This window comes from Ruminococcus sp. 1001136sp1, assembly GCF_039841815.1.
Lineage (GTDB): Bacteria > Bacillota > Clostridia > Lachnospirales > Lachnospiraceae > Blautia_A > Blautia_A faecis.
On sequence record NZ_JBDPGY010000006.1, the window covers coordinates 64,744 to 86,938 of the forward strand.

A 22,195-nucleotide genomic window follows, 5' to 3' on the forward strand; every position below is an offset into this window, starting at 1 on the left:
ATAACAATATTTACAAAAATATAATAAACAGGAGGATTTTTACAATGAAAACAGGAAGAAATTACAAATTCTGGTTTTGTACAGGTTCACAGGATCTTTATGGGGATGAGTGTCTCCGTAAAGTAGCTGAGCATTCCCGTATTATTGTGGAAGAGCTGAACAAATCCGGTATGTTTCCATACGAGATTGTATGGAAACCAACTCTGATTACCAATGAACTTATCCGTAAGACTTTCAATGAGGCAAATGCTGATGAAGACTGTGCTGGTGTGATCACCTGGATGCATACTTTTTCCCCGGCAAAATCCTGGATACTTGGTCTGAAAGAATACAGAAAGCCTCTTTGCCACCTTCACACACAGTTCAACCAGGAAATCCCTTACGACACCATTGACATGGACTTTATGAACGAGAATCAGTCCGCACACGGTGGCCGCGAGTATGGTCACATGGTAACCCGCATGGGAATCAAGCGAAAGGTAATTGTGGGCCACTGGGCTGACAAAAAGGTTCAGGAGCGTCTGGCTTCCTGGATGCGAACTGCTGTTGGCATTATGGAGAGCAGCCACATCCGAGTTTGCCGTGTGGCCGACAATATGCGAAATGTTGCCGTTACAGAGGGGGATAAGGTAGAAGCTCAGATTAAATTTGGCTGGGAAGTTGATGCCTATCCGGTAAATGAAATCGCAGAATATGTGAACGCTGTTTCCAAGGGAGATATTGACGCTCTTGTGGAAGAATATTATAATAAATATGACATTCTTTCTGAGGGAAGAGACCCGGAAGAATTCAAGCGTCATGTAGCAGTACAAGCAGGAATTGAGATAGGCTTTGAGAAATTCCTGGAAGAGAAAAACTATCAGGCAATCGTAACTCATTTCGGTGATCTTGGAGCACTGAAGCAGCTTCCGGGACTGGCAATCCAGAGACTTATGGAGAAGGGCTATGGATTTGGCGCAGAAGGTGACTGGAAAACAGCTGCAATGGTCCGTCTGATGAAGATTATGACAGCAGGCATGAAGGACGCTAAGGGAACCTCCATGATGGAAGATTACACCTACAATCTTGTTCCTGGAAAAGAGGGAATCCTGCAGTCACATATGCTGGAGGTTTGCCCATCCGTAGCAGATGGCAAGCCGGTTATTAAAGTCTGCCCGCTTAGCATGGGTGAGAGAGAGGATCCTGCGAGACTTGTATTTACATCCAAGACAGGTCCTGCAATCGCAACATCCCTTGTTGATCTGGGGGACAGATTCCGTCTGATCATCAATGATGTAGATTGCAAGAAGGTTGAGAAACCTATGCCGAAGCTTCCTGTAGGAAGTGCATTCTGGACACCACAGCCAGATCTGGCTACCGGCGCAGAAGCATGGATCCTTGCAGGTGGAGCACATCATACTGCCTTTACTTATGATCTTACAGCAGAGCAGATGGGTGACTGGGCTGCAGCAATGGGAATTGAAGCTGTATACATTGACAAAGATACTACAATCCGTAACTTCAAGAATGAGCTTCGCTGGAATGAAATTGCGTTTCGAAGGTAAAAACGCATAGAATGGCAAACACGCTCTGGAGCCTGTTTACGGCGTTGGGTTGAACAGTGAAGAATGTTACACATTATAAAAAGACAACGGGAGGATTTTACACATGGGAGCAGCAGAAGCAAAGCAGGCAATCCTGGATAACAGGACAGCACTTGGAATCGAGTTCGGTTCCACAAGAATCAAGGCAGTTCTGGTAGATGGAAATAATGCACCGATCGCATCCGGCGGACACGAGTGGGAGAACCGCTATGAGAATGGTGTATGGACATACAGTCTGGAAGATATCTGGTCCGGTTTGCAGGACTGTTATCAGCAGATGGCAAAGGATGTAGAGGAGAAATATGGTGTGGAGCTGACAAGCGTTGGTGCTATTGGAATCAGCGCCATGATGCACGGCTACATGCCATTTGACAAAGAAGGAAATCTTCTGGTTCCGTTCAGAACCTGGAGAAATAATATTACGGGAGAGGCAAGCAGAAAACTGTCCGAACTTTTTCAGTATAATATTCCTCAGAGATGGAGTATCGCACATCTGTATCAGGCAATTTTAAAAGGCGAGCCTCACGTAAAAGATATTGATTATATTGCCACTCTGGAGGCATATGTACATTGGAAACTGACTGGAAAAAGAGTTCTTGGAATTGGCGATGTTGCAGGAATGTTCCCAGTGGACAGCACTACCAGGGATTACAATGAAAAAATGGTTCAGCAGTTTGATGAGCAGGTTGCTTCTTATGGGTTCCCATGGAAGCTTCGCGGCATTCTGCCGAAATGTCTTGTTGCGGGACAGGATGCTGGCTGCCTGACAGAAGAGGGAGCAAAGCTTCTTGATGTAACAGGCAGGCTGAAAGCCGGAATTCCTATGTGTCCGCCGGAAGGTGATGCTGGCACTGGAATGGTAGCTACCAACAGCGTTGCAAAGCGTACCGGAAATGTTTCCGCAGGTACTTCCGTATTTGCCTCTATTGTTTTGGAAAAGGAGTTATCTGCACCATATTCTGAAATTGATATGGTTGCGACTCCATCCGGACATCCGGTTGCAATGGCACACTCTAATAACTGTACTTCTGATCTGAATGCATGGGTAAATATTTTCCGTGAGTTTGCAGAAGCAATGGGTATGGAAGCTGATATGAACAAGCTTTTCGGAACCTTATACAACAAGGCTCTGGAGGGAGATGTGGACTGCGGCGGACTTTTGTCCTACTGCTATTTCTCCGGTGAGCATATGACTGGATTTACAGAAGGAAGACCACTGTTTGTACGTTCTCCAGAGAGCAAATTCAATCTTGCCAACTTTATGAGAACCAATCTTTATACCTGCCTTGGCGCTATGAGAGTTGGTCTTGACATCCTGTTTAAGAAAGAGGGGGTAAAGGTTGACCGTCTTCTTGGTCATGGCGGACTGTTTAAGACAAAAGGTGTTGGACAGCAGATCCTTGCAGATGCTGTAAATGCCCCGGTTTCTGTTATGGAGACTGCCGGTGAAGGCGGTGCATGGGGAATTGCAGTGCTCGCTTCCTATCTTGTAAACAAAGAGGAGAATGAGACCCTGGAAGACTTCCTGGATACCAAGGTATTTGCAGGAAATCAGGGAAGCACCCTGAATCCAGATCCGGAGGGTGTAGAAGGCTTTAATATGTTCATGGAAAGATATATGAAAGGCCTGCCGATCGAGCGCGCAGCTGTGGACTCCAAAATCTGGTAAGTGGCTTGGAATGAGGAGGGTATGCCTCAGATCATTCCCGTAATCTGCACGCGAAAAAAGTTCTGTGCAGTTATAATACGAAATAAGTGAGAACGGATGGATTTTTCTCTCAGTTAAAAAACGGAGACCTTTCTCATACCAGAATGTGAATTTTTTCAGGATACTGGTATGGGGAGGGTCTTTTATGTTATAATACTGAGCATTGACAGACAAACATGCTCTGGAGCCTGTTTGAAAAATAAAGGAGATACACATGGTTTTCAGCTCGATGCTCTTTCTATGGATCTTTCTGCCCTTAGTACTGGCAGCATATTATATAAGTCCCGGAAAAATCCGAAATGGAATCCTGGTATTTTTCAGTCTGCTTTTTTATGCATGGGGAGAGCCACTTTATGTTTTCCTTATGTTGTTTTCCGTGGCAGTGAATTTTACTGGCGGAATTCTGATTGAAAAATATCAGACCAGGAAAAAAAAGATTCTTGTGGCAACTTTGCTTATTAATCTGGGGCTGCTGGGATATTTCAAGTATTTTGGAACTCTGACAGAAGCCATAACCGGACTTTTTTCAGCAGATGGAATAGGAACCACTCTTTTTCAGGTGGCGCTTCCAATTGGAATTTCTTTTTATACTTTCCAGGCGTTGTCCTATGTGATCGATGTGTACCGGGGAGAGGTGCCGGCACAGCATAATTTCTGGCATATGCTTTTGTATATTTCCTTTTTCCCACAGCTGATCGCAGGACCTATTGTAAAATATCGCGACATTGCAGCTCAGATTACAGGAAGAAAAGAGACTATCCGAAAATTTGCAGCCGGGATAATGCGTTTTTGCTGGGGACTTGGGAAAAAGGTTCTCCTTGCCAATTCCTTTGCCCGTGTGGTGGATGAAATTTTTAAATATGGTCCATACGCGGTATCCAGGAAGGCTCTGTGGCTGGGCGCAATTCTTTACATGATGCAGATTTATTACGATTTTTCCGGATATTCCGATATGGCCATTGGTCTTGGAAAAATGTTCGGATTTGAATTCCAGGAAAATTTCAATTATCCCTATACAGCTGGTTCCGTGCAGGAATTCTGGCACAGATGGCATATTTCTCTGTCTTCCTGGTTTCGTGATTATGTCTATATTCCTTTGGGAGGAAATCGCAAAGGCGCGGCATGCACCTATCGAAACCTGCTTATCGTATTTTTCCTTACCGGAATGTGGCATGGGGCTGGAATAGCGTTTATCCTCTGGGGGCTTTATCATGGCCTTTTTCTTATACTGGAACGTGTGTGGCTTGGGAAAAAACTGGAAAAACTGCCTGGAATCGTGGGCTGGGGCTACACAGTGACCGCGGTGTTTTTTGGATGGATTCTGTTCCGTGCAGAAAATATTTCCCTGTTTTTCACTTATGTGAGAAATATGTTTGTGGCACATGGAGGAACCATTCTTCTTTCTGCATATCTTGACAGCAAAATGATCTTTCTGATCGTTATGGGTGTTTTATTTGCAGGAGTTTTGCAGAAGATATATGAGAAGGTCCGGGTACATTCCGCTGGAAAAATCCCTGCCAATGGAATGGTGACAGTTCCGAGAATGATCGCCTGTATGGTGATTTTCTGGCTGAGTGTGGCGGCACTTGTAAATAACAGCTATAACCCGTTTATTTATTTCAGATTTTAACAGGAAGCATATGAGAAAACAGAAAATTCTGATCGTATTATTTGCAGGAAGTCTGGTTCTGCCAGGAGTGGTGTGGGCTGGATTTTCCGGCAGATTTGATACGGAAAACAATGAAAACAGAAAACTGGCTGAATTTCCGGAGGTGAATCTGGAATCTCTGGGAGACTTCCCGGAGCAGTTTGAGGCGTATTATAAGGATCATGTGCCCTTCAAAAATGACCTGGTGAAGTTCTGCAACTTTATTGATACGGAATTTTTCCGCAATACAAAGATCGGGGATGTGGTGATCGGAGAAGATAACTGGCTGTTTTACCTGCCGGAAAGGGAGGGAGAAAATGCCATGGCAGATTACCAGAAAACCAATGTGTATACACTGGAACAAAGTGCGGAAATTGCATCCGGAATTGCAAAAGTACGGGACTGGTTCCTGAACAGGGGCGTGAAACAATTCCATTACTACGTGGCTCCCAACAAAGAGACACTTTATTCGAAGTATATGCCGGAGAAGCCAAAGGTGATTGGAATCGGGGATTCCAGAATGGAGACTTTTGCAAAATATATGAAAGAAAATTCCGACGTGGAATTTGATTTTCTGGCAGATTATCTGAGGGAGTTTACTGAAAAATACCAGCTGTTCCGAAAATATGATACTCATATGAACAATTTAGGCGGCTATATTACCAACGAGAAAATTGTACAGGATATGACAGGTGAAAGTCTGCCAATCGAAGATATTCAGGTTCTGATCGGAACTAAACCTTGCAGGGGGGATCTGTCCAGGATGATCGGGCGGTATAAAGAGCTGAATGATGACAGGGAGTATGGGTTGAATTATTTTCACGATGGTATCCGTTACAAGGTGAAAAAAGAGGAGAGTGAAGGCGGCGAGGAGATCCTGAAAGTGTTTAAATCCAATTCGGAGAATGAGAAAACTTTAATGGTGATCGGGGATTCTTTTCGACTCCGCCTTGAAAAATACATGCCCTATCGCTATCAGAAAACCATATTTGTGAGAATTGATGACTTTGACCAGGAGCTTTTGGATAAATATGAACCGGATGACGTGATTGTGATTACTGTTGAGCGTGACCAGAGGTATATGGAAAAACTGGATAGTTATATTATACAGGACAGTGGAGAGTAAATGGTACAATATGATATATCAGAGCCTGTCCGGATTTATAAGATTTGTTTGTGGGAAAAATTTTTGTTTTATTGGTCACAGATGGAACAGTAACCACTTTTTTGTCACGGGAATCGTCAGAATATTTATGGGTTATTGACAATGAGTTCGGCAAATGCTATTCTGATATTAACTTGTTTTGCCAGATATGTCTGTTATGGAACTTTGTATAGTCCGTGACGGATCGTTGACAGAAACTGGCTGCTTAACTGGTAATGAGAGCAGTTGGGAATTACCAGCAAACAGCAACGGGAAGATTGCAGAATCCGTAAGGATTTATACCAAAGGAGGATCTTATGAAGAGAAAGAAAATTACCGCAATTTTGTTAGCATCCCTTATGGGAATCAGTGCAGTACCGGCTACCACATGGGCAGCAGATTCTTACAAGGAAACTGAGAAAGCAGCCTTTGCCAAAATGATCGAGGAATTTGGTGCTGATTACGCAAAGAGCCTTTCTGAAATGGATACAGAAGAAGTTAAGGGAAATGCGGAAATAAAGGTAAGTCTGGAAGATGGTGGAAAAGCAATTCTGGGAATGCTTTCTCCTGTGGATATCTCCTGGCTGGCGGATGCTTCCATCAGTGGAAATGTAAGCATGTCTGATAAGTCCATGACTGAGTTTATGGATGTGAATGTAAATGGAACCAAGATCTGTACAATAGAATATTATTTTGATACAGAGAATTCTGAAATTTATATGAGAATTCCGGAGCTGAGTGATGGCTATATTAAAATGAATATGGAGCAGATGACTCAGGAAGCAGTGGAAGAGGCAGATCAGGAACTGGATTCTTCCTTTACCACGAGTCTTGATCTGGCAGATAGCATGAACAGCTATTTTTCCACTCTGGAGAACCTTCCGGAAGCAGACTTAGTGACATCTATTCTTACAAGATACACAGATATTATTTTTGATAATGTTGCAGATGCTGAGAATCCTGGAGCACAGGAAGCTGTTGCAGGAGATGTAAGTCAGGAGCTTAGCGTTCTGGAAGGACATGTTACACAGGCAGAGGCACTTCCAATGTTCCAGCAGATTCTGGATACAGCCAAGTCTGATGAAGAACTGAAGGGGCTTATTGAGACCTGGACAGAAGCCATGAATGATCCAGATTATACTTATGAGACTTTCCTGGAAGTAATCGAGGATATGGAGAAAGATCTGGATACAGAAGCTGATGAGACTGACGAGTCCGGATTTATTTTAAGGGCATGGGTTGACAGTGACGGAGAGGTTGTTGGACGCCAGTTCCTTCTGAATGATGAGCAGGAGGAAGAGCTTTTCGGATATCTGTGTACAGCGGATGGAGATAAGAGAGGATTTTCCATGCAGCTGGGTTCCGGAGATGACAAGGTTGCAATTGAAGGAAGCGGTGAGCTGAAAGGTGACCTGTTAAGCGGAACTTACACGATTTCTTCCGGTGAAGCGGATGCAGCTGTGATTGATGTTACAGATTATGATACCAAGGCAGTACAGGACGGAATCTGGAAGGGAACTTACACAATTTCCGGAGCGCCTGTGGAAGATGAAGATGGAAATTCCTATGATCCATTTGGTGGAATGCAGCTGATCTTTACAGCCGATGGTGCAGATGAGGACAGCATTGACTGGAATCTAGCTATTGCAGCAGGTGGTGCGACTCTTGGTTCAGTTTCTCTGACAGGCGGCAATGGCGGAGAGGCACTTGCCGCAGTTGATGTTGCTTCCCTGACAGATGTTTATGATTTCAGTAATGATGATGAAATTGAAGCTTATACAGCTTCCATGAATATGGATGCAATCACAGAGAATCTGACCAGCGCAGGCATGCCTGAGGGATGGCTGGACGATGTGATCGCTGCTACAGGCGACAGCGATATTGAGAGTACGGAGACAGATGGTGTTGCTGAGTCCGAAGAGCAGACAGATATGGCTGGAGATACACTGGATGACAGTGAGACACCGGCAGCTTAATCAGTAATTTATGCGAGCAGGCAGCCGCATAATAATTACCTGCAGCAAGGCAAATACAGCGGGGCAGACGAAGTAATTTGTCTGCCTCGTATTTTTTTATAATTAGAAAGTAAAGGACCGTTTAGTGAGTTAGGTGCATCACGGAGCGTGTAACTGTGAAGGTACTGAACCGTTACGATTTTTTTATTGAAATGAGGGGGGGAAGGAATTGAAAAAAAGAAGCTTTGGGATTATCTGTTTTCTGTTTTTGATATTTACCATGTGTTCCTCTTCGGTGTGGGCGGCTTCTTATGTGAAGGCATCCAATACGACTGTGAGTATCACTTCGAAAAAGCATGGTTGGGTGAAGCGGGGGAAAGACTATTATTTTTATAATTCCAAGGGAAAACTGCTTTGGGGAAAAATTACCTACAAAGGTCAGCGTTATTACAGCACAAAGAATGGCAAACGCTATACAGGCTGGCTGAAATCAGGCGGAAAACGGTATTATTATAACCGGAAGAATGGCATTATGTTCCGTAACCGCTGGGCTACTGGAACAAAATACTCTTATTATTTTAATAAGTCAGGTGTGGCAATTGCCAACCGCTGGCTGAGCTACGGAGGAAAGCGATATTATTTCCTTCCTAATTCCAGAATGGCAACAGGATGGCAGAAAATTGGTGAATATCGTTATTATTTTGATAAGAAAACAGGTGCTTTGTATACAAATGTGTGGGTGGGAAAATATTATGTAAATGATAGCGGGAGAAGAACCGGACAGACCAGACCGGATGTGAAGGTGAATGATAACCGCTATACATATAAAAGCAGCTCTCTTAATATTGATCTGCGCAGAAAATCCACACATAATGTTCCTTACTGGGTAGCGCTGATAAAAATCAAAAATTCCGGACAGCTGAAATCCGCTTTATCTTATGGAACCTATGGTGGTGCCAGACAGACTACCTCCGGTGCGGTTTCTGGTAATGGGGGTATTATCGGAGTGAATGGAAGTGCGTTTAGTTACCAGACAGGGCGGCCGTCACCTCTTGGAATGTGTATCAAGAATGGTGTGATTTATGGAAATTATGAGACCAGTTACAGCGTAATGGCTGTAAAATATGATGGCACTATTTATACACCAGAGCAGGGATTAAAAGGCGAAGCTCTTCTGGAAGAGGGCGTGAAAGATACCTATAATTTTGGTCCGATTCTGATCAAAGATGGACAGGCCCAGCCTGCCTGGTCAGAAACAGCCAAATATTATCCGAGAACTGCTGTGGGAATGGTGAAACCTGGCATTTATGTGCTTCTTGTCACCGACACTGGCAGTTACGCCGGTCTGAACCACTGGGATCTTGTTAATATCTTCAATAGCTATGGTTGTCAGTACGCCTACAACCTGGACGGCGGCGGCTCCGCCACATTGTATTACAATGGTCAGGTCATGAATAAGCTGATTAATAATTATGAGAGACCATGTGGGGATTTTCTGTATTTTACAAATTGATGTGTTGACAATGAAAAGCATTTAAGGAGCATGTTGTATGAACGGTGAATGAGGAGCCTAAATGAAAAAGCTATGCAGAATTTTGATACCAGGTGCTTTTGATGGTGCCATATGTTTCTTGTTATTCACTTACCAGGTGCAGGCGGTAGAGAGTCCATCTGCTCAGTCTCCCTTATTCTGGGCAGACCCAGGATGCTGATGTTTTTATCGATATCCCGAACCTGCGTCAGTATGGTGGCTACACCTGCGGAACCACTTGTGTGCAGATGGTGATGATTTTGCTCAGCGGATGAGTGGTTAAGGGAAAATGGAAACTTTGTTTTGTAAATCTGTTCATAGGAATCGTAGGATTCCATGCATTTTTGAGGTATAAATATGATATACACATACAAATATAAATCGCCGTTAGGGCATATTTTACTGGCGGCAGATGAAGTGGGAATTACTGGTCTATGGTTTGAAGGACAGAAATATTTTGCGAATACACTTCCAGACAAGCATATTCCACAGGAAACAGAGATTCTCACGGAAGCGAAAAAATGGCTGGATGTTTATTTCTCCGGTGAAGAACCGAAATTTACTCCGCCACTTCATCCGGACGGCTCAACATTCAGACAGGCAGTGTGGAAGATTTTATTGCAGATTCCCTATGGACAGACGATCACATACGGAGAAATTGCCCGCAAAATGGCAGAGATGAAAAATGTATCCCGCATGTCTGCCCAGGCAGTTGGAGGTGCGGTTGGACACAATGAAATTTCTATTATCATTCCCTGCCATCGTGTGATAGGCACAAATGGAAGTCTGACAGGGTATGCCGGGGGAATTGATAAAAAGCTTTCGTTGCTTGAACTGGAACACGCGGATATGAGTTATTTATTTGTTCCAAAGAAAGGGACAGCATTGTAGGAGGCAGTGATAAAACTGTCCTCATTTTGGGTTATTTTGGAGAGCCAAGATTGGACGGAAAATAGAATCTTGGACATATTTTGGACATATCTATTAAATGTTACAGAAATATTACGAAAATGGTGAACCCCAAAACCCCGCAAACCCTTATAAATCCAAAGAGAAACACCCGGTAGGGGAGCTACCGGGTGTTTCGAGGGGAGTATAAATAATTAAATAAGGGGTTATAAAAGGCATAGTTTGATACGACGTGAAATGGCGTAAATACGCGGAAAATCGGGTGTTGAAGTTTACGAAAGTTTATAGGTGAGGAAGAAATCTTGGGTATATTTTGGGTACGGAAACAGAATGAAAAGGCAAATTCTTATCCTATTTTATGGCGCTTATTATAAAAAAATGGTACACTATAAAAAAGCATTGAAAAGGAGATGTTGTATATGCCAGAGATATCATTATTTTATGGGATTCGGGTAACGATGTATTATAATGACCATATGCCACCGCATTTCCATGCAGAGTACAATGGACATAAAGCATTAGTTGATATCAACAATATACAGGTAATAAAGGGATCATTACCAAATAAGCAATTACGATTGATACTGGCGTGGTGTACAATTCACCAGGACGAATTGATGCAGAACTGGGAGCTGTCAAAGGACATGAAGCCGTTGAACAGAATTAATCCGCTTATATAATATGTGGAGGTGAACGTTTATGAATGAGTATTTTCCTACAGTTGTACAGGTGATTCCTTTGGATAATTTTCATGTACAGGTCTTTTTTGATGATGGAAAAATAGTTGATTATGATGCTACAAACGATTTAAAGGCTGAGATTATGGCACCAATGAGGGATATTGAGAACTTCAAAAATGCTTGTACGGTAATGAATGGAACGCTTGCCTGGGATATTTCTGGCAAATGGGACGAAGCTGATTGCGTAGATATTGATCCATTTACGTTATATGAACTCGAGGAAATCAATGGTATGATAGCGTGAAATGCTGTCAGTCAGAAGTAAAGTATTGAATGACGATTACGTGACACGTAGAGAAGGGACGTGAGAGATGAGTAAGGAATCAAATTTCTTAATTTATTGCATGGAACGATACCGCCATTTTAAAGGACTTTCTGGAGCTGATGTGACAAAAACTTTTGAAAAATACGGTATCTATGGGGATATTACAAAGTATTTTGAATCGCTGCATACAATGGGAGATCATTGCATTGTACAGGACATTGACGATTATATCAGCAGTATTACAGGCAATGGTTTGGGAAAGGCATAATTTAGCTGATATTCCAAAAGGTGATGAAGGATTGTAATTTTATATAGAAGATTGATTAGAGACTGGAAATTTGAATTCTGGTCTCTTTTTTTATATCTTCAAATCTGTAGCAAGGTGTAAATATTTAGATATGCTCATAGAAGGGAGAATTGGAACCAGAGCAGGTTCAGAACATTATGGACAGTATGATAAAAAAATTGTATGACATGGAACTGGAAGAACTGGGACGGAGCGGCTGGCAGGATGAAAAATTACTGTCAGAAGTCAGAAAACTTCTGGAAAATAACAAGGCTTCTATCCAGGTTGAAGATAAAACTGGACGAGAAGGCGTTGATCTGGCATTTGCGATTGCTGAGATAGGAGAAGAAATTGGGTTTACACAAGGATTCAAGTGTGCCTTTCAGCTTTTTATGGAATGCAAAAGGGAATAGGTTCAAATGATACAAGGTATTAAAGAGAAGGCTATGCGTGGGGAATACGCATAGCCTTTTAAAGAGTCTTTATAAATTCGATTAATGCAAGCTGTTGTTCTTCTGAGAGGGCTGCTGATGCTTCAAGTAAATTTCTCTGCGTTTTGGTAAGCACATAGGGTTCCTCGTTTTCAGAAAAGAATTGTGAGAGGGTAATCCCGAAAGCACTACATATTTTTTCAAGAGAAGGAATTGAAGGCACTAAATCTTTCCGATACCAGGAAGAGATGGTTGATTGAGTCAGACCAGATTTTGTAGCAAGCTGGTATTCTGTCCAGCCTTTTTGATTACGATAAGATGTAATTCTATCAAGCACAGGCACCATAATATCACCGTCTTTCTGTTAGTATATGGTTTATAGTAGAGGAAAAACAGTGATAAAATAATATGCTATATCGTATTAAAATAACGAATATTAGTTGAATAACGAAAAAAAGCTGTTATAATAGTAAGTACATAAGAGAAAAGAAGGGGGACTGCTTTATGTCAATTGGAATTGCAGCAACAATAGGAATGATCGCAACAGTAGCAGCAATCGTGCTGTTATATGTGAAGGTATTGCCAAAGAAATATGATGGCAAACTGGACAACAAGTATTTACAGTGGTTACATAATTATTTTAATTTTAAGAGGTTGTATATAGAGGACATCTTAAAGTTCTTATTTGTAGTGGGAACAGTTATGTGCGTATGTTTTGGATTTTTTATGATGTTCTCAGTTACTGAAACGTATTTCGGGGATCAGAGTAACTTTACAACTGGATTGGTACTTTTAATCGTTGGACCAATAACAATGCGCTTCATTTTTGAATTACAGATGATGGGCGTCATGCTGGTTCGTAATGTTATGGATATCAATAAAAAAATGAATAAATCATTATCAGAAAATGAGGATTCAATTAGAAAGGAAGATTCTATCAATCCGGTTAATTCACAGCCAAAGATTAAAGAATAATAAGGAAAAGACATTGAACTATAGAAAAAAAGCTATATTCAATGTCTTTTTTTATTGAGATTAAACAAAATATATTGTAAAATAATACGTATAAACGTATAAAAATAACGATAAAAACAAATGCTAGGAAAGGGTGGGAGAATATGTATTGTGAAAATTGTGGTAAGTTAATTGAGGAAGGTAATAAGTTCTGTCCATATTGTGGAACCAAGTTGGTAGGAACAGAAGAAAAAGTTGAGGAAGAGATTTCGCATGAAATACGAACTGACGAAATACCCGAACAGGAAATACCCAAAAGAAGTACCATGCAAGATAATATGGAAGAAAAACAGGTAAATCAGAGAGAAAGCACAGAAGAAAAGACTGTGCAGAAAAATAGTGGAAACCCAAAGGGGGCAGTTATTGAAAATCCAGGTGTTCCTAAAAAGCAATCTCATTTGATAAGAAATGTTGTTATTGCTGTAGCTGCATTATGTGTTGTTGGTTATGCTGTTTCCAGAAGTCAGAATAAAAATAAGCTCAGTCAGGAAAAGATTCATATAATCACCGAGCTCAAGGAAAATGCACCATTGCAATCTGAATATTTTGAGCAGTGGGATGGCACAATATATAGTTTTTGCAACGGAGACAAATGGAAAATTAAATATTCGGATGAAAATGTTTCGGTACGAATTACAGAGCCAGAAATACAAGAATGTCTTTCAGGCTGGTTTGATACGGATAATCTCGGAAATGATGGAACATTTGCATATATTTTTAATAAAAATCAGATAAATATATATCTTGACGTCGATACTTCGGAAGGCAATATATCTATTTTAATGTATGATGTTGGAAAGGATGAATATACTCTTATGTCTGATGGAGATACATATTACATATCAGATGAGTTGAAAGATTATCTGAATACATATGGACTAAGTGAAATTTTGTTAGACGATGTGGATAAATTCAGAACTGATATATCGTCTATGGATTTAACTGTTCAAGATATATTGAAATTGGATAACACAGATATTGAAAAATATTTGGCAAAGGATAAGTAAAATATGAAGTATTGTGAAAAATGTAATAAATATTATTCTGAAGATAAACGCTATTGTTCTGAATGTGGGTGCATATTGATTAATAAGGATAAATCGCAAAATAGTAGTAAAGCAGGGAATGTGCATTGCGATATTGAAAATTTAGAGATACCACCATATGAACATTTTCTAATGCAATTTTTGATTCCTACTGTAATTGGGCTAAGTATTGCAGAACTAATTTTTACATGGCAAATGCTTGCAACTGGTATTCCGAAGATATTGGATGGATTCTGGGGAAGTTTTGTATTTTATGTTGTTATATGTGCAGGGCTAACGAAAGCTCGAGAATGGCTTATAGAAAAATACGCTGGGAACACTGAAATGCGAACATTTGGTATTAGTAGAACAATTTTGAGCGATTTAGAGAATGCATTAAGCTGGCTGTATCCGGTTGTTGAAATTTTATGTGGGATTCTTTGTTTAAGATATGCAGGAGAAGTTCTTGAACTTTTCGAGGGGGCTCCAGATTGGACGAGTGTCGAGTTTTATGTAGACTTTTTGTTGGTTTGCTTACGTTGGGCGTATAAAGTGAAAGATTGGGTGATGATACCTAAGGGAGTGGAATTACTATGGAATATTTCAACTGTACATAGAAAATTTGATAAGGATATAAAGATTGGGGGTGTATGGAAGAAGATTAAGGAGCGAATACTTAATTGTTTGCCATAAAAAAATGATGTAAATGGTTGAAAAATGGAGGGAATAAATGAAAAGATTTCTTATATGGGGAATAAAGTGGACTTGTCTTAGTCTGTGTGGTTTTGCGTTATGTGGAAATATGGTATATGTAGCTGTTAGTGCTAATAGTTTGGCTTATGATGAGGATAGCTCAAGTGATGAATCGTATACGAATAGTAACGATTATACAGAAAACAGTTTTGCAGAATCAGATACCAGTGTGAAAAATTTTGCAGAATCAAATGATAATGATGATGAAAGTTATTCAGAACCCAATGATTATGAACAGCCAGATGAAATACAGGAGGCACAGGACAATGAACCAGAAACAGGATTAAAGGCTATACAGGGATTTGGGAAAAAATCTGAAGAGAATATAGCGGAGAAAATCTCTAATCCTTACGGTGTATACTATACAACACCTAAATGCGAGGATATGGATGATTACTGGGGAGAAAAACATCACGACAGCATTATATTTGTAATATCAAAATCTTTGGATAACAAGGAAAATTATGCGATTATTGATATTACAGCAGCTATAAATGATAGCTTAGACGATACGATACAAGTAAAATATAATTCAGAAAAAGAAAGATGGGAAGGCAAAGGCAATATTTTGTTGGAATACGATTCTGCTTTAGGTAAGTATGTTTTTACGAACGACAAAATTAGAGTTTGCTTAGAAGAAATTACATCAGAAAGTGCTGCTTTGTATGACCGCTCGCACCAACAATATAGCTATCAAGATCCTATGCTTGAAGGAGCCTTTGTGTCAGAAGTTGGGATGAATAATGGTTTGACGGTGTATATATACAACTTATATAATACGAAATACTATTGCGTCATGTTAGAAACGAAAGATGGGACAACCACCGTAATTGGAGAAAAACAGACACTTGGCGAATATATTTATAATGATTTCACGATTAATATAGATGGTACGGAGTATTATATTGATGGAGTAGATTTAGATGAAAATAGAATTGCAACTGCCATTCGCGTATATTCGTTGTTAGGTGAAGATGAAAATGAATATTATCTAAAACGTTCAGAAGATTATTTTGATGGAGCATTGAATCAAGATATATATTCTGGTACATATAGTATTAAAGATCTTAATGCTACTATAAATTTGAAATATGATAAAGAAAGCGAATTATTTTCTTATGATATATCTGTAAATGGAACAAGCATTGATACAAGTTCTTCAACTGCAATTTGTACTGGGAATCTTGGATATAGAATAGTGTCAGCTGATTTTATAATGGATTATTCGGATTACATATTGAATGGTTCTGATATACAAATTAAAATTCCAAGTATTAGTTCGGAAACATATTCATGTGTACTTGAATCATCAGGAAATACTGTGAATTATCGTGCAGCATTCCAGTATATACTTGAAGATGCATATAAACATTATGGAGAGTCTTGCAAATATACTCTGTTTGATCTTGACAATGATGGTGTAAAAGAGCTGATTCTTTCAGAAGGTACATGTAATGCAGATTGGATTAATGATGTATATTGTGTGAATGACTATGGGTTGGGACTTGGAATTGGATCATTTGCCAGACCGGTTGTGTTATACGAAGCTCCGGATGGCAATGGAATTTATGCAGTCTGGGGAAATCAAGGCTTAGAAGAGGTTACACGAATCACAAAGAATGGTTCAGAGCTAGAGGAAGAATTGATTTTATCGGACAGCATAAATTATGATGAGAATTATATCACATATCCGAATGAAATAATGACCGCGTATGCAAATGATTATTCGTTGTTAGAAGAATGACAAAGGAGGGGGCTTATGAGAAAAAAAGCAATAGAAACAGTATTGGGTATATGTTTACTGATTTCTGGGATGTTTATTCCGATGAAAAATGTAGAGGCGTTTGATACTTATACTGCTAGTCTGGCAGAATCGGAAAGTGATACTTCTGATGATTGGTATAATGAAACAAAGAAGAGACTATTAGGAGATATTAGAGACCCATATGGTTTTTATTATACTATACCATCGTGTGAAGAGTCAGAACTATATTATGGTTCGGGACTGGGAGATACGCTTTATATTTGCATATATCCAGGAGAAAGCGATAGCATTTTTGTTTCTATGCAGAGTTTACTTGGGGATGATTTATATGCGTCAAATGAACATCCTGTAGAATTGTATTTTGATTCGGATGGGGAAAAATGGGTAGATGATAATGGAGCTTTTTTAGCATTTGATGAAAATAGTAGTAGGTTTATTTATTCAGATTCCAGTATACAAATTTGCCTGGAGAAGTTTTCTGTTAGTTCTGCTTGGGAGGGACCAACTCATTTATGGGGAGATATACATCCAGAGGGAGAATATATTGCGGATGATGGGACAACGATAACTGTTATTGATTTATACAATAGGTTTTATGATATTATTTTGAGTGATGATATTATACTTATGGCAGAAATGGACTTTGAAACTGATGATACATATGATATATATCAAAGTGGAAGAACAAAAGTTCTTGAAATGACTTGCTCGGATGTAACTGATGATACAGTTGATACACTGACGTTTACAGATCCCGATACAGGAGATTATCAGATTTTCCATAAAAACTCATCGGCATATGATATATATTTAAGGGCAGCTGATTTTTCAGGGAAATATAAAATTACAGGTGGATTAGCTGGAGATGATTCATATATAACTATGGAGTATGATCCGGATGGTCGCTACTATACTTACAAATTTATATGGCAAGGCAAGGAATTAGTTGAACTTGGTACTGCATTTCCAAGTAATGTATCTCAAATTCAGTCAGAAACATTCTGTATGAGCTTAGCTCCGTATATTAATGGAGAGGAAGAGTACATTGAAACATTTATTCCAAGATTTGGAGACTATTTTTATTTATATCCTGAAGAGTGACAGTATTTAATTATTGGATTTTAAGCATATGTTGTAAAGGTATATGTTATCAGGTCAGAGAAGTGTATACTTTTTTGTCTAAAAACTTTTATACAAGGAGGATGCTATTATGTCAAGGAAAAAAAGATTGTTTGTATTATTAATCTCTGTTATTTTGTGTTTTGCTATGGCTGTACCGGTAAGTGCTGGAACAACTTACAACCAGCGTAAGAAAGCTTCTCAGAAACTGTTTAATGCTATTTACTATGGTAAATATAGTAAGAGTTATAAGCTTGGTAGCGATTGCTATATGTATGATATGGATATTAATAAAGATGGATATCCAGAGCATGTTGTTACCAATTTGGATGAGGATATGTGCATAATATATACTATCTATAAAAGCAAAATACGAAGGTATGTATTTAAAAATGCATCTGTAAGTAGATACAAAAAACAGTTTCTTATAACAACAAATTATGATAATGATGATTCTGGCATTCAGATATTAGAAAGTAAATTTTATAATGTCGTAAAAGGTAAATTGGTATCTAATCCAAAGCAGAAATTGACAGATGTAAACGATTGGCTTAATGGCTACGAGTCAAAATATCTTAAAGCTGGCAAAGAAATTTCAATAGATGCTTATTACAAAATATTTAATAAGCAGAAGCGATTAAAATCAAGCTCTTATTGGAGCAAACTGTTTAACGCTACCAAAAACTTTAGTTAAATAAATTGAGGGTGATCGATGATCACCCTCTAAAATATAGATAAGGTATGGTGCTGTGAGACAGCATCATTTTTTTGTTTTAATAATGAAAATCTGTTTGAATTAAAGTTCCGAAGCATTCAAAATATAATTCTCCAAAGCCATTCGGCTGATCTTCCAGGTAGCCCCCATACGGAATCCTTTAAGGCTACCGTCATTAAGCAATTCATAAACTCTGTTCTTACCCACGCCGAGATACTCAGCAACTTCTGAGACACTTAAAACAGTCAAAATAGAATTTTCCTTCCCTGCAGGCACTGAATTAGATGTAGTTGACATAATAGTTACCTCCTGTCTGATATTTGGTTTTACTTATATGTGAGCAAGGTTAGTTTTGTAAGAAATAAATATAAGCAGAACAGTCCTGTAAAAATGCTATAGATGAATTTCAAATGCCATATAAAGTTTTTTCAAGCTCAAACACTTATATGAACCGTAACTGGAGCTACTGAGAGCTGATATGAGCAGATTGTAAGCAAAAGTGTATATTTATAGAAATCTCATAGGTTTAAATAGAGCATTCCCAATTTGCTTACAAACTGCCATGCCATATTTCCAGAGTGCCCAGTTTAGCCTGAATAAAGTATGTCAGTATGAAATTTATCGGAAAGGAAGAATAATGCTTATAAATATAGATTCTAACAAATATAAGGATATGACACTTGCTTCATTACATATGGGACTGATTGCTGATCGTTTTAAGAAGAGGCAAAGTATTAAAGACTTAACCATAAAAGAAATTATAGAGAGCGTTGGAAATAATGGACAGGCTTTTTGCAGGGCTTTATTAGATGGTGGAACAGATGAGGAAAACTTTGTAGGACAGACACTTTTGGTATTGGAATTTGATGGTGATCTGAAATATCGTGAGTTTAAAGAAAAATGTGAAAAATATAGCTTGTCCTATGCTTTTACATATAAAACACTTGGAAGCTGTGCAAACCAAAAGGGATTTGGAGCTGTTTTTTTGATGGATCGTTGGATAAAGAATCCTGCACTTGCGAAAGCTGCTAATATTCTGCTAAGGGCATTTTTTTCACCTGTGGGTGCAGAATGCCTCAATTTAGGCGGGTATTTTCTCGGAGGAAAAGGGATAATAGAGAAGAAGCCGTATGCAAAAATTAATATTGTGGAGCTTGCAAGGAATCTGGAAATTTATTATAGGGAGACAAAGGGGCGTAATAATAGTAAGGAACTAAAAAGACTTGGAAAAAAGAGCGGGATATGTGTTAAGAACGGAGAACTATGTATTTACAATGAGAATGAATTTGATTTAGAAGGAATTGAAGACAAAATTAATGATAACGGCATAATCATGCTTCCATATAGCGAAGGCAAAGCGTGTGAGGGAGATTCTGCGAAAGAGCAGAAAATAAGAAAGGATATTCCAACACTGACCGGATATAACCAGGAATCATTATGTAAACTATGTCCTCTGTTAAATGACTTTGTTAATGGAGAAGACATACATTATGATCAGGAGTTCCTTCTTGTGACCAGTCTGGTACATATAAAAGGTGGAAAAAAATTATTTTTTGATAATTTGCAGAAACGTACTGGTAAATGGAACCATACTTTAAACCAGAATAGAAAACATAATATATTAAATGGCAGCCCTATGTACTGTGAAAATTCAAAAACAACCTGTCCATATTATAATAACTGTAAAGGTAAATCCCTCTATGACAAAGCAAGCAGGAAAATCAGAAAATTAGAAAATACAGAGGTTTTTTACAAAATTGATAAATGTGTATCTGTGCTTAAAAAAATGCTTGAGGAAGCGGTAGCTGCCAGAAATGCAGATATCCACATTATAAAAGCACAGACGGCTTTAGGAAAAACGGAACAGTACGCTGAGATTGTAAAAAACTGGATAGGTAAGAAATTTATCATAGCAGTGCCTACAATCAAGCTGCAGCGTGAGGTGGCTGAAAGAATAGAAGCCAAAGGTGTTGAGTGTGAAATAACAGAAAGTATGTATACCAAGATTGCACAATTAGGTCTTCCGGATTTAGAGGAGAAACTTAACAAGGACTTTTCCAAGGGGTTCACCAAGAGAGGAAAAAAGACCATACTGGAATATAAAAAGGAACATATGGATGAACTATCCCCAAGACAGTTAGAGATATTTAACGAGATACTGAAAAAAAGAAAAATAGGCTACAGCGGAGCGCGGTGTATTGTTACGACACATGCGCTTTTTTTAATGAAAGAATTATACAAAATGCAGGACTATGAAATTATCATTGATGAAGACCTGCTTATGACATTATTTCATTTTACAAGTAGTTTACCGCTGTCAGATATTGAGAAATTATTGGAACTGCCATTTATAGATGCGGATAATAGAGAGCAGCTTGAGAGAATTTTAGAACTGGATAATGAAGAAACCATTCAGGTCAATTTCACCAGTCTGTCAGAATCAGTTTTGGAAAAGCTGTATGAGCAAAGAAATGAGTTTACAGGACCGGTTCCAAAGTTGTTTGATAGTACCCATGTTATCATGTGCAAAAATAAGAAGGAAATTGTGTTTATTAAGAAGTATGATTTCGGAGACTGTAGTAAGATGACTATATTATCAGCAACTGCTGACAGAGCTTTATATGAGGATTACTTCTCTGGAAAAACCATTAATTTCAGAGAAGTATACAAGGCTGAATATAAAGGAAAGGTGCTCCAGTACACGGCACATACTCTCAGCAGAGCTTTTTTCAATAAAAATGGAGGGACAGATGTTCTGGAAGAGATAAAGGAAAAGTATATCGGGGATATTCCGATTATCACCTTTAAAATGCTGGCACCAGACTCAGAAATTCATTTTGGTAAGACGGAGGGATTTAATGTATATCGTGGAATGGATATAGCTGTAATAGGTACACCACATAATTCACCAGTTCTGTATAAAATGGTAGGAGCAATGCTTGGATACGATACAAGTGGCAGCTTACACAGATACCGTGTGGAAAGAGGTGGATATAGTTTCCCTATGATGAGCTACGCTGATAAGAAAATGAGAAATATGCAGCTCTTCTTCATTGAGTCAGAATTGGAACAGGCTGTGGGAAGAGCAAGACTTTTAAGAGAGAATTGTACCGTATATGTTTTTTCTAATTACCCCTGCCAGCAGGCTGAAATTATTGAGAATCCATATCTGAGAGTAAAAACAGAAGAGGATACAGAGAAAAACGAAGATGAAATAATCCAGAATGAGACGATGGAATATTAAGAATAAATTCTTCAGAAACATATATGTGGCGGACTCTGATCGAACAGGGTTGACAGTCATCCCTTAAAATATTATAGGCAACATACTTAAAATGATAATATGGAGAGGAATATACGAATCGGGCACTGCCAGGATTGATACATCTGCCTGGCAGTTAGCCAGAAATATTATAATTTCTGGCTAGGCGGGAATCAGACACTTCGGTTGGACGGAGACATGTCTGGCAGTATCCCGGACATGTGTGTTTGGGAGAGGGCGTATATTCCGTGAAAGAGATGTTGAGAAGGTCACAAATGTCATTGGCATTTGTGACTATTGATTTGCTAAAAGCAATAATATGTTAATATGCGACATGGGTAG

Annotated in this window: 20 protein-coding genes; 18 read left to right on the forward strand and 2 right to left on the reverse strand. The window is 39.1% G+C overall.

Annotated features, from left to right (window positions below; genetic code table 11):
- Positions 1 to 44: 44 nt before the first annotated feature.
- The 11 genes from araA (at position 45) to ABHC48_RS06880 (ending at position 12,182) form a co-directional block, all read left to right on the forward strand.
- Positions 45 to 1,544 (forward strand): L-arabinose isomerase, encoded by a 1,500-nt coding sequence (araA, locus tag ABHC48_RS06830; RefSeq protein ID WP_195699101.1) that lies wholly within the window; start codon positions 45 to 47, stop codon positions 1,542 to 1,544.
- A gap of 103 nt (positions 1,545 to 1,647) precedes the next feature.
- Positions 1,648 to 3,252, forward strand: a complete 1,605-nt coding sequence (locus ABHC48_RS06835; RefSeq protein ID WP_118581787.1) for an FGGY-family carbohydrate kinase — start codon at positions 1,648 to 1,650, stop codon at positions 3,250 to 3,252.
- 253 nt (positions 3,253 to 3,505) lie between these two features.
- Positions 3,506 to 4,921, forward strand: coding sequence for an MBOAT family protein (locus ABHC48_RS06840; RefSeq protein WP_118581784.1), 1,416 nt, complete (start codon positions 3,506 to 3,508; stop codon positions 4,919 to 4,921).
- A gap of 10 nt (positions 4,922 to 4,931) precedes the next feature.
- Entirely contained in the window at positions 4,932 to 6,065 is a 1,134-nt protein-coding gene (locus ABHC48_RS06845) for a hypothetical protein (protein ID WP_195699102.1), read from the forward strand.
- Positions 6,066 to 6,400: 335 nt separating this feature from the next.
- Positions 6,401 to 8,059, forward strand: coding sequence for a hypothetical protein (locus ABHC48_RS06850; protein WP_195699103.1), 1,659 nt, complete (start codon positions 6,401 to 6,403; stop codon positions 8,057 to 8,059).
- A 208-nt stretch (positions 8,060 to 8,267) separates the two neighbouring features.
- Positions 8,268 to 9,551: a phosphodiester glycosidase family protein gene (locus ABHC48_RS06855; protein ID WP_195699104.1), complete on the forward strand. Its 1,284-nt coding sequence runs from the start codon at positions 8,268 to 8,270 to the stop codon at positions 9,549 to 9,551.
- 375 nt (positions 9,552 to 9,926) lie between these two features.
- The gene (locus ABHC48_RS06860; RefSeq protein WP_173716172.1) at positions 9,927 to 10,460 is read left to right on the forward strand and encodes a methylated-DNA--[protein]-cysteine S-methyltransferase; all 534 of its coding nucleotides are present in this window, start codon (positions 9,927 to 9,929) and stop codon (positions 10,458 to 10,460) included.
- 437 nt (positions 10,461 to 10,897) lie between these two features.
- A complete protein-coding gene (locus tag ABHC48_RS06865) occupies positions 10,898 to 11,158 on the forward strand; it encodes a DUF4160 domain-containing protein (RefSeq protein WP_118581766.1) in 261 nt (86 codons plus the stop codon).
- 19 nt (positions 11,159 to 11,177) lie between these two features.
- Positions 11,178 to 11,462 (forward strand): DUF2442 domain-containing protein, encoded by a 285-nt coding sequence (locus ABHC48_RS06870; protein WP_118581763.1) that lies wholly within the window; start codon positions 11,178 to 11,180, stop codon positions 11,460 to 11,462.
- Between the two features lie 67 nt (positions 11,463 to 11,529).
- Positions 11,530 to 11,751, forward strand: a complete 222-nt coding sequence (locus ABHC48_RS06875; RefSeq protein ID WP_195699105.1) for a DUF3791 domain-containing protein — start codon at positions 11,530 to 11,532, stop codon at positions 11,749 to 11,751.
- A 149-nt stretch (positions 11,752 to 11,900) separates the two neighbouring features.
- On the forward strand, positions 11,901 to 12,182 hold the full coding sequence (locus tag ABHC48_RS06880) for a hypothetical protein (RefSeq protein ID WP_118581757.1): 282 nt from the start codon (positions 11,901 to 11,903) through the stop codon (positions 12,180 to 12,182).
- A 58-nt stretch (positions 12,183 to 12,240) separates the two neighbouring features.
- On the opposite strand, the gene ABHC48_RS06885 is transcribed toward ABHC48_RS06880, so the two are convergent.
- A complete protein-coding gene (locus ABHC48_RS06885) occupies positions 12,241 to 12,546 on the reverse strand; it encodes a helix-turn-helix domain-containing protein (RefSeq protein WP_173719177.1) in 306 nt (101 codons plus the stop codon).
- A gap of 158 nt (positions 12,547 to 12,704) precedes the next feature.
- Between ABHC48_RS06885 and ABHC48_RS06890 the strand changes: the two genes are divergently transcribed.
- From ABHC48_RS06890 to ABHC48_RS06915, 6 genes are all read left to right on the forward strand, one after another.
- Positions 12,705 to 13,175, forward strand: coding sequence for a hypothetical protein (locus tag ABHC48_RS06890; protein WP_173719178.1), 471 nt, complete (start codon positions 12,705 to 12,707; stop codon positions 13,173 to 13,175).
- Positions 13,176 to 13,318: 143 nt separating this feature from the next.
- On the forward strand, positions 13,319 to 14,221 hold the full coding sequence (locus ABHC48_RS06895) for a zinc ribbon domain-containing protein (protein ID WP_195699106.1): 903 nt from the start codon (positions 13,319 to 13,321) through the stop codon (positions 14,219 to 14,221).
- 3 nt (positions 14,222 to 14,224) lie between these two features.
- Positions 14,225 to 14,932: a hypothetical protein gene (locus ABHC48_RS06900; RefSeq protein WP_173719180.1), complete on the forward strand. Its 708-nt coding sequence runs from the start codon at positions 14,225 to 14,227 to the stop codon at positions 14,930 to 14,932.
- A gap of 37 nt (positions 14,933 to 14,969) precedes the next feature.
- Positions 14,970 to 16,736 (forward strand): hypothetical protein, encoded by a 1,767-nt coding sequence (locus tag ABHC48_RS06905; RefSeq protein ID WP_195699107.1) that lies wholly within the window; start codon positions 14,970 to 14,972, stop codon positions 16,734 to 16,736.
- A gap of 15 nt (positions 16,737 to 16,751) precedes the next feature.
- Positions 16,752 to 17,858 (forward strand): hypothetical protein, encoded by a 1,107-nt coding sequence (locus ABHC48_RS06910; RefSeq protein ID WP_195699108.1) that lies wholly within the window; start codon positions 16,752 to 16,754, stop codon positions 17,856 to 17,858.
- A gap of 109 nt (positions 17,859 to 17,967) precedes the next feature.
- The gene (locus tag ABHC48_RS06915; RefSeq protein WP_173719183.1) at positions 17,968 to 18,570 is read left to right on the forward strand and encodes a hypothetical protein; all 603 of its coding nucleotides are present in this window, start codon (positions 17,968 to 17,970) and stop codon (positions 18,568 to 18,570) included.
- A 102-nt stretch (positions 18,571 to 18,672) separates the two neighbouring features.
- Here the strand turns inward: ABHC48_RS06915 and ABHC48_RS06920 are convergent, their stop codons facing one another.
- Positions 18,673 to 18,888, reverse strand: coding sequence for a helix-turn-helix domain-containing protein (locus tag ABHC48_RS06920; RefSeq protein WP_173719184.1), 216 nt, complete (start codon positions 18,886 to 18,888; stop codon positions 18,673 to 18,675).
- 340 nt (positions 18,889 to 19,228) lie between these two features.
- On the opposite strand from ABHC48_RS06920, the gene ABHC48_RS06925 reads away from it, so the two are divergent.
- Positions 19,229 to 21,835, forward strand: a complete 2,607-nt coding sequence (locus ABHC48_RS06925; protein WP_173771187.1) for a hypothetical protein — start codon at positions 19,229 to 19,231, stop codon at positions 21,833 to 21,835.
- Positions 21,836 to 22,195 lie beyond the last annotated feature (360 nt).

What these genes read in the sequence shown, in the direction of transcription:
- ABHC48_RS06890 (WP_173719178.1), top strand. Translation starts at nt 12,705, where the DNA reads ATGTCAATTGGAATTGCAGCAACAATAGGAATGATCGCAACAGTAGCA.
- ABHC48_RS06885 (WP_173719177.1), bottom strand. Translation starts at nt 12,546, where the DNA reads ATGGTGCCTGTGCTTGATAGAATTACATCTTATCGTAATCAAAAAGGC.
- ABHC48_RS06925 (WP_173771187.1), top strand. Translation starts at nt 19,229, where the DNA reads ATGCTTATAAATATAGATTCTAACAAATATAAGGATATGACACTTGCT.
- ABHC48_RS06835 (WP_118581787.1), top strand. Translation starts at nt 1,648, where the DNA reads ATGGGAGCAGCAGAAGCAAAGCAGGCAATCCTGGATAACAGGACAGCA.
- ABHC48_RS06870 (WP_118581763.1), top strand. Translation starts at nt 11,178, where the DNA reads ATGAATGAGTATTTTCCTACAGTTGTACAGGTGATTCCTTTGGATAAT.
- ABHC48_RS06895 (WP_195699106.1), top strand. Translation starts at nt 13,319, where the DNA reads ATGTATTGTGAAAATTGTGGTAAGTTAATTGAGGAAGGTAATAAGTTC.
- ABHC48_RS06860 (WP_173716172.1), top strand. Translation starts at nt 9,927, where the DNA reads ATGATATACACATACAAATATAAATCGCCGTTAGGGCATATTTTACTG.
- ABHC48_RS06910 (WP_195699108.1), top strand. Translation starts at nt 16,752, where the DNA reads ATGAGAAAAAAAGCAATAGAAACAGTATTGGGTATATGTTTACTGATT.
- ABHC48_RS06915 (WP_173719183.1), top strand. Translation starts at nt 17,968, where the DNA reads ATGTCAAGGAAAAAAAGATTGTTTGTATTATTAATCTCTGTTATTTTG.
- ABHC48_RS06905 (WP_195699107.1), top strand. Translation starts at nt 14,970, where the DNA reads ATGAAAAGATTTCTTATATGGGGAATAAAGTGGACTTGTCTTAGTCTG.
- araA (WP_195699101.1), top strand. Translation starts at nt 45, where the DNA reads ATGAAAACAGGAAGAAATTACAAATTCTGGTTTTGTACAGGTTCACAG.
- ABHC48_RS06850 (WP_195699103.1), top strand. Translation starts at nt 6,401, where the DNA reads ATGAAGAGAAAGAAAATTACCGCAATTTTGTTAGCATCCCTTATGGGA.
- ABHC48_RS06845 (WP_195699102.1), top strand. Translation starts at nt 4,932, where the DNA reads ATGAGAAAACAGAAAATTCTGATCGTATTATTTGCAGGAAGTCTGGTT.
- ABHC48_RS06920 (WP_173719184.1), bottom strand. Translation starts at nt 18,888, where the DNA reads ATGTCAACTACATCTAATTCAGTGCCTGCAGGGAAGGAAAATTCTATT.
- ABHC48_RS06840 (WP_118581784.1), top strand. Translation starts at nt 3,506, where the DNA reads ATGGTTTTCAGCTCGATGCTCTTTCTATGGATCTTTCTGCCCTTAGTA.
- ABHC48_RS06875 (WP_195699105.1), top strand. Translation starts at nt 11,530, where the DNA reads ATGAGTAAGGAATCAAATTTCTTAATTTATTGCATGGAACGATACCGC.
- ABHC48_RS06865 (WP_118581766.1), top strand. Translation starts at nt 10,898, where the DNA reads ATGCCAGAGATATCATTATTTTATGGGATTCGGGTAACGATGTATTAT.
- ABHC48_RS06900 (WP_173719180.1), top strand. Translation starts at nt 14,225, where the DNA reads ATGAAGTATTGTGAAAAATGTAATAAATATTATTCTGAAGATAAACGC.